We start from the raw sequence: 333 nt of genomic DNA on the forward strand, positions 1-333 counted from the left end.
CGACAACGGGCGCGGCTTCCAGCTCGTGCCCTGGTCTCCCTCGCTCGAACGGCAGCTCGGTCGCCACATTGCCGGTGTCGCGCGCGGAGACGGCGGCGTGGACTGGAGCTTCGGCCGCAAGCGGGGGCTCGGGCTTTAACCATCAACAAGAAAGGAACGGCCGATGTCAGGCACGCGAATCCTCTGGGGTCAGATCACCGTCGTCTTCCTGATCATCCTCGTCACCACATGGGCGGCGACGCAGTTCGTGGCCTGGAGCCTCGGGTTCCAGGCGCAACTCGGCGAGCCCTGGTTCGTGTTCGGAGGATGGCCGGTCTACTATCCGCCGGCGAT

Annotated in this window: 1 protein-coding gene; it reads left to right on the plus strand. The window is 66.1% G+C overall.

What is annotated here, in order from left to right; all coding sequences use genetic code 11:
- A partial coding sequence (locus FLQ44_RS13540) for a DUF3363 domain-containing protein (RefSeq protein ID WP_147694813.1) occupies positions 1 to 139 on the plus strand: 139 nt, incomplete at its 5' end.
- Positions 140 to 333 lie beyond the last annotated feature (194 nt).

Origin of the sequence: Vogesella mureinivorans, assembly GCF_007644035.1 — a bacterium.
Classification (GTDB): domain Bacteria; phylum Pseudomonadota; class Gammaproteobacteria; order Burkholderiales; family Chromobacteriaceae; genus Vogesella; species Vogesella mureinivorans.